The organism is Neorhizobium sp. BETTINA12A (genome assembly GCF_023006485.1).
Lineage (GTDB): Bacteria > Pseudomonadota > Alphaproteobacteria > Rhizobiales > Rhizobiaceae > Neorhizobium.
On the sequence record NZ_JALBGW010000234.1, the window covers coordinates 1 to 5,349 of the forward strand.

At 63.5% G+C, this 5,349-nt stretch carries 6 protein-coding genes; 5 read left to right on the forward strand and 1 reads right to left on the reverse strand.

Translation table 11 applies throughout. The features are described from left to right. From MOV61_RS27940 to MOV61_RS27955, 4 genes are all read left to right on the forward strand, one after another. Positions 1–1,588, forward strand: a 1,588-nt coding sequence (locus MOV61_RS27940; RefSeq protein WP_247138921.1) for a copper-translocating P-type ATPase, incomplete at its 5' end; no start/stop codon positions are given. After that, positions 1,585–2,019: a Cu(I)-responsive transcriptional regulator gene (gene cueR, locus MOV61_RS27945; RefSeq protein WP_038541224.1), complete on the forward strand. Its 435-nt coding sequence runs from the start codon at positions 1,585–1,587 to the stop codon at positions 2,017–2,019. The genes MOV61_RS27940 and cueR, both read left to right, overlap by 4 nt. A 275-nt stretch (positions 2,020–2,294) precedes the next feature. Further along, a complete protein-coding gene (locus MOV61_RS27950) occupies positions 2,295–2,495 on the forward strand; it encodes a heavy-metal-associated domain-containing protein (protein ID WP_038541227.1) in 201 nt (66 codons plus the stop codon). 161 nt (positions 2,496–2,656) lie between these two features. Next, positions 2,657–3,787 (forward strand): esterase-like activity of phytase family protein, encoded by a 1,131-nt coding sequence (locus tag MOV61_RS27955; RefSeq protein ID WP_247138922.1) that lies wholly within the window; start codon positions 2,657–2,659, stop codon positions 3,785–3,787. 75 nt (positions 3,788–3,862) lie between these two features. Here MOV61_RS27955 and MOV61_RS27960 read toward each other — a convergent pair whose 3' ends face one another. Then, positions 3,863–4,492: an outer membrane protein gene (locus MOV61_RS27960; protein ID WP_038541235.1), complete on the reverse strand. Its 630-nt coding sequence runs from the start codon at positions 4,490–4,492 to the stop codon at positions 3,863–3,865. A gap of 207 nt (positions 4,493–4,699) precedes the next feature. On the opposite strand from MOV61_RS27960, the gene MOV61_RS27965 reads away from it, so the two are divergent. Continuing rightward, positions 4,700–5,349, forward strand: a 650-nt coding sequence (locus MOV61_RS27965; RefSeq protein ID WP_247138923.1) for an MFS transporter, incomplete at its 3' end; no start/stop codon positions are given.

The window sequence follows — 5,349 nt, forward strand, 5'->3', positions numbered from 1 at the left end:
CGGCGAGGCGATCGAGAAGCTGAGCCGGCTGCAGGCCAAGACCGCCCGCGTCGAACGCGACGGCAAGCTGCTGGATATCCCGACCGAACAGGTGGTCGCCGGCGACGTGCTGGTGATCCGGCCGGGCGAGCGGATTCCCGTCGACGGCACGGTCATCGACGGCTCCTCGAATGTCGATGAATCGATGATTTCGGGCGAGCCGCTGCCGGTCGCAAAGGCGGCCGGCGCAATCGTGGTCGGCGGCACGATCAACAAGACCGGCGCCTTCCGTTTCCGGGCCGATAAGGTCGGCCGCGATACGATGCTGGCCCAGATCATCCGCATGGTCGAACAGGCGCAGGGCTCGAAACTGCCGATCCAGACGCTGGTCGACCGGGTGACAGCCTGGTTCGTACCGGCGGTGATCGCGCTCGCGGTCATCACTTTCCTTGTGTGGTTCTTCGTCGGCCCCGAACCGGCGCTCACCCACGCGCTGGTCAATGCGGTCGCCGTGCTGATCATCGCCTGCCCCTGCGCTATGGGGCTTGCCGTGCCGACTTCGATCGTCGTCGGCGGCGGTCGCGCGGCCGAACTCGGCGTGCTGTTTCGCAAGGGTGAGGCGCTGCAGGAGTTGCGCAATGTGCAGCTCGTCGTGGTCGACAAGACCGGCACCGTCACCAAGGGCCGACCGGAACTGACCGACCTTGTGACGGCGCAAGGTTTTGTCGAGGATGACGTGTTGACGCTGGTCGCAAGCGTCGAGGCGCAGTCGGAACACCCGATCGCCGAGGCGATCGTCAAGGCGGCCGAGGCCAAGGGTCTGGCCGTGCCGAAGGCGCAAAAGTTCGCATCGGTGACCGGGTACGGCATTGAGGCGGAAGTGGACGGCCGCAAGATCTCGGTCGGCGCCGACCGGTTCATGGAAAAGCTGGGGCTTTCGGTTGAGGTGTTTGCGGAAGCAGCCGCCAGGCTTGGCGACGAGGGCAAGACACCGCTTTATGCGGCTGTCGACGGCAAGCTGGCAGCGGTGATCGCGGTTGCCGATCCGCTGAAACCCTCAAGCCGCGACGCGATCAGTGCGTTGCAGGCGATGGGCGTCGAAGTGGCCATGGTGACCGGCGACAACCGCCGCACCGCGGAGGCGATCGCAAGACAGGTCGGCATAGACAAGGTCGTTGCCGAGGTCCTGCCGGAAGGCAAGGTGAAGGCGATCCACGAGATGCGCGTCGACGGGAAAAAGCTCGCCTTCGTCGGCGACGGCATCAACGATGCGCCGGCGCTCGCCGAGGCCGATATCGGCATCGCCATCGGTACCGGCACGGACGTGGCGATCGAAAGCGCTGACGTGGTTCTGGTCGGCGGCGATCTGTCGGGCGCGGTTTCGGCCATCGCCATGAGCCGGGCGACCATGACCAATATCAAGCAGAACCTGTTCTGGGCCTTCGGTTACAACGTGGCGCTGGTGCCGGTCGCAGCCGGCGTGCTTTACCCGGCCTTCGGCTGGCTGCTGTCGCCGATGATCGCCGCCGGCGCCATGGCGCTGTCGAGCGTCTTCGTGCTCGGCAATGCGCTGCGGCTGAAGACCGTGAAAGTGGGAGAAACGAAATGAATATCGGCGAAGCCTCCAGCGCGTCCGGCGTTTCGGCCAAGATGATCCGCTATTACGAGGAGATCGGCCTGATCCGCCCGATGGGCCGCAGCGGCAACAATTATCGGGTCTACGGCGAGGAGGAGGTGCATATCCTCCGCTTCATCAAGCGGGCGCGCAATCTCGGCTTTTCGCTCGAAGAGACCGAGACGCTGCTGAAACTCTGGCAGGACAAGAGCCGCGAAAGTGCTGCCGTCAAGGAGGTGGCGACTGCCCATATCGGCGACCTCGAACGACGCATCGCCGAGATGCAGGGCATGCTGAAGACGCTGAAACACCTCGCCCACTGCTGCGGCGGCGACAACCGCCCCAACTGCCCGATTCTTGATGATCTGGCGGGGGATGGTACGCCAGTGCCGGCGGCGAGGAAAAAGATGAGACAGACTGCTTGATACCTCCCACCAGGATGAGGCAGGACCGCGCCACATCCAATCTCCCCCCTTGAGGGGGAGATGCCCGGCAGGGCAGAGGGGGGTGACCTCTCCGCATATTCTTCGGCCACTGCACTTTCGCACCGTCGCCACCCCCCTCTGTCATCTTCGATGACATCTCCCCCTCAAGGGGGGAGATCACTGGGAGAATGCCGCACCGGCTTCATTCCTCAAATGCACTTGACCTTCCCTCCATGGGAAGCTGCACAACACACCTATCGAACAAGGAGATTCGGATGACTGCGATTTTCACCGTGCCGGACATGACCTGCGGCCATTGCGAAAAGACCGTGCGCGGCGCGCTGGCGGAAGCCCTGCCGGGCGCGGCGGTGGCGATCGATCTGACGGCCAAGACGGTGGCGATCGAAGGCGACGCGGCGAAGGCCGAAGAGGCGATCCGCGAGGCGGGGTATTCGCCGGAAAGGGCCGCGGTCTGAGGTCTCCCACACCACCCGTCATGAAAATTTCAAGATTCTGACGGCCGGCCGTTATACGTCCGCAAAACTCGCGTGGCAGAGGAAGAGCAACTGCGGGACAGGCTTTCATTCGTGAGGCGGGTCGCCGTTTTTCACCCGCCTCGAATTGCCGGACACCGATCATGCTCAAAGCGTTGCTTTCAACCGTTGCCCTCGTCCTCCTCTTCGCACCCGCGGCGCATGCCGCCGAGCCCGGTGTGACGGTCGCAACTCCTTGCCCGTTCGGCGATTGCAAGGCGGCGATCGGGCTTTCCTTCGCCGGCGAATTTAGCATCCCGACCGGTACGCTGTTCGACGGCGTCGAGTTCGGTGGCCTGTCCGGCCTTGATTACGACCCGGCAAGCAATCGCTATATCGCCATTTCCGACGACCGTTCCGAACGGGCGCCGGCCCGGTTCTACGAGCTTTCGATCGAGGCGAGCTCGGCCGGCATCACCGATGTGAAAGTGGTGAAGACCGTGACCCTGAAGGACAGGAACGGCGAGGCTTTTGCGGCCAAGAGCGTCGATCCGGAATCGATCCGGCTCGGCAAGGACGGCATCTACTGGTCGAGCGAAGGCGACGTGAAGCAGCTGCTGCCGCCCTTCGTGCGGGTCGCCAGCCCGGACGGTGCCTTCCTGCGCGAGTTCGAGCTTCCCAAGGCTTTTATGCCGACCGCCGACAAGTCTGCCGGCATCCGCGACAACCTGGCCTTCGAAGGGCTTGCGACGCTGCCCGGCGGCGACCTGATGGTGGAGGTCGAATCGGCGCTGTTCCAGGACGGCCCGATCTCCGGGCTGACCCGCGGCACGCTCGCCCGCATGATCCGCTACGATGCAGCAAGCGGCAGGCCGAAGGCCGAATATGTCTATCCGGTCGCGCCGATTCCCCAGGCGCCGACCGTCGACAAGGGCTATAACGACAACGGCGCGTCGGAAATATTGGCCCTGGACGACCACCGCCTTCTGGTGGTCGAGCGCGGTTTTGCGCAGGGGTTCGGCAGTTCGATCAAGGTCTTCATGGTCGATACCGAGGGCGCCACCGATGTCTCGGCCATCCCTTCACTCGCCAATACCGACGCGGCCATCGTGCCGGTGCGCAAGGCCCAGGTGCTCGACATGCGGGCGATCGGCCTGCAGCCGGACAATATCGAGGCCGTCACCTTCGCCAAGGGCACCGATGGCAGCGACCTGCTGATCTTTGTTTCCGACAACAATTTCTCGAAGGAACAGAAGACGCAGTTCATCGCCTTCAAGGTGCTGGCACGCCCCTGATGAAGCAGGCGACCGTCAAAATCTTGCTCCACCTTGTCGCAAGGTGGAGCATTGAACGTATCCCGAAGCCGCGGCTTAGAACTTCACGCCGATGCCGACGTTGATCACGTGCTGGCTGAAGTCGAAATCGGCGCCGCCAAGGCTGCCGTTTCCGAAGTCGTTATAGCGGTATTCAAGGCGGCCGAAGATGTTGTCGGTGAAGGCGTAGTCGACGCCCGCGCCGACTGTCCAGCCGTTGAGCATGTCGTCGTCGTCAAAGCCGCCGCCGTCGATATGGGCGGTGGTGGCCGTCCAGCCGGCTGCCGCGAAGATCAGCGCCCGGTCCATGGCGTAACCGACACGGCCGCGAACCGAACCGGAGAACCCGGTGTCGACGTCGATGCCGCCGGCATAGCTGTTCTTGTTCCAGTCGTAGTTGACGTCACCTTCGATACCGGCGACGAAACCGCTGGAGAACTGCCAGTTATAACCGACGAAGCCGCCAAGCCTCCAGCTGTCGAAATCGTCCGAACCGCCGCCGGGGGCATCGCCGCTGCCCCAGGCATATCCTGTGTGGGCACCGATATAGGGGCCGTTCCAGGAGAATACGACGGGCGTTTCGACGGCTTGCGGCGCTTGCGGGATCTGTTCGACGGCGTCGGCTGCGTAAGCAACGGAAGAGGCGGTCATGGCGGCCGACGCTGCAAGGATGAAAAGAGCCTTCATGGATATTCCCTCCGATTGGTTGGCAAAAACGCAAATAGAGCGGTTTGCTTGGAAAGCTGTAGCTAAAATACAACATCGGAGAGAATCTGCAATTACGCCTTAAGATACTGAAAACGCGAAGGTTTAATTTTCGGCTTCCCCCTTGACCTCAATCAGACTTGAGGTTGTAGCGTGCCTGGGACTGAAAAACCGGATAAGGGGCAGGGCGTGTTGCAGGACATCAATGTGGGCTGGTCGAGGCTTCTTAAGGGCCGCGAAGGGGCGATGCTGGGGCTGATCTCGGCGGGGATCGGGCTGCATGCCTTCAACCAGTTCGCGATCGTTGCGGCGCTGCCGCCGGCGGCGAGAGAAATCGGCGGCACGGGGTATTTCAGCTGGGCCTATACGCTGTATTTCCTCGGCTCGATCGCCGGCGGCACCGGGGCTGCGGCGATGCGCGACCGGTTCGGGGCGCGCTTCATTCTCGTCCTTTCGGCGCTGATCTTTGCGGCTGGCGGGCTGCTGGCACTGTCGGCGCCGGCCTTTTCCTGGATCATGGCCGGGCGCCTGCTGCAGGGCATTGCCGACGGGCTGATCGTGGCGATCTGCTACAGCCTCATCCCCGCCAACTTTCCCTCCGCGCTGATCGCAAAGGTGTTTGCGGTGGAGGCGATCGTCTGGGCGGTGGCGGCAATTGCCGGGCCGTTGGCGGGCGGGCTTCTGACCGAGGCCTATTCCTGGCGGGCGTCGTTCCTGGCCGTCTCGCCCTTCGTGGTTCTGCTGGCCGTCTTCGCGCTGACCGCGAAGGTGAGGGTGACCGAGGCGGCGCCGGTGCCGCTCTCCGCCGCCACCATTTCGCTCTGCCTTGCCGCTTCCTT

Coding starts and splice junctions, on each gene's coding strand:
- MOV61_RS27950 (WP_038541227.1), top strand. CDS start 2,295: ATGACTGCGATTTTCACCGTGCCGGACATGACCTGCGGCCATTGCGAA.
- MOV61_RS27960 (WP_038541235.1), bottom strand. CDS start 4,492: ATGAAGGCTCTTTTCATCCTTGCAGCGTCGGCCGCCATGACCGCCTCT.
- cueR (WP_038541224.1), top strand. CDS start 1,585: ATGAATATCGGCGAAGCCTCCAGCGCGTCCGGCGTTTCGGCCAAGATG.
- MOV61_RS27955 (WP_247138922.1), top strand. CDS start 2,657: ATGCTCAAAGCGTTGCTTTCAACCGTTGCCCTCGTCCTCCTCTTCGCA.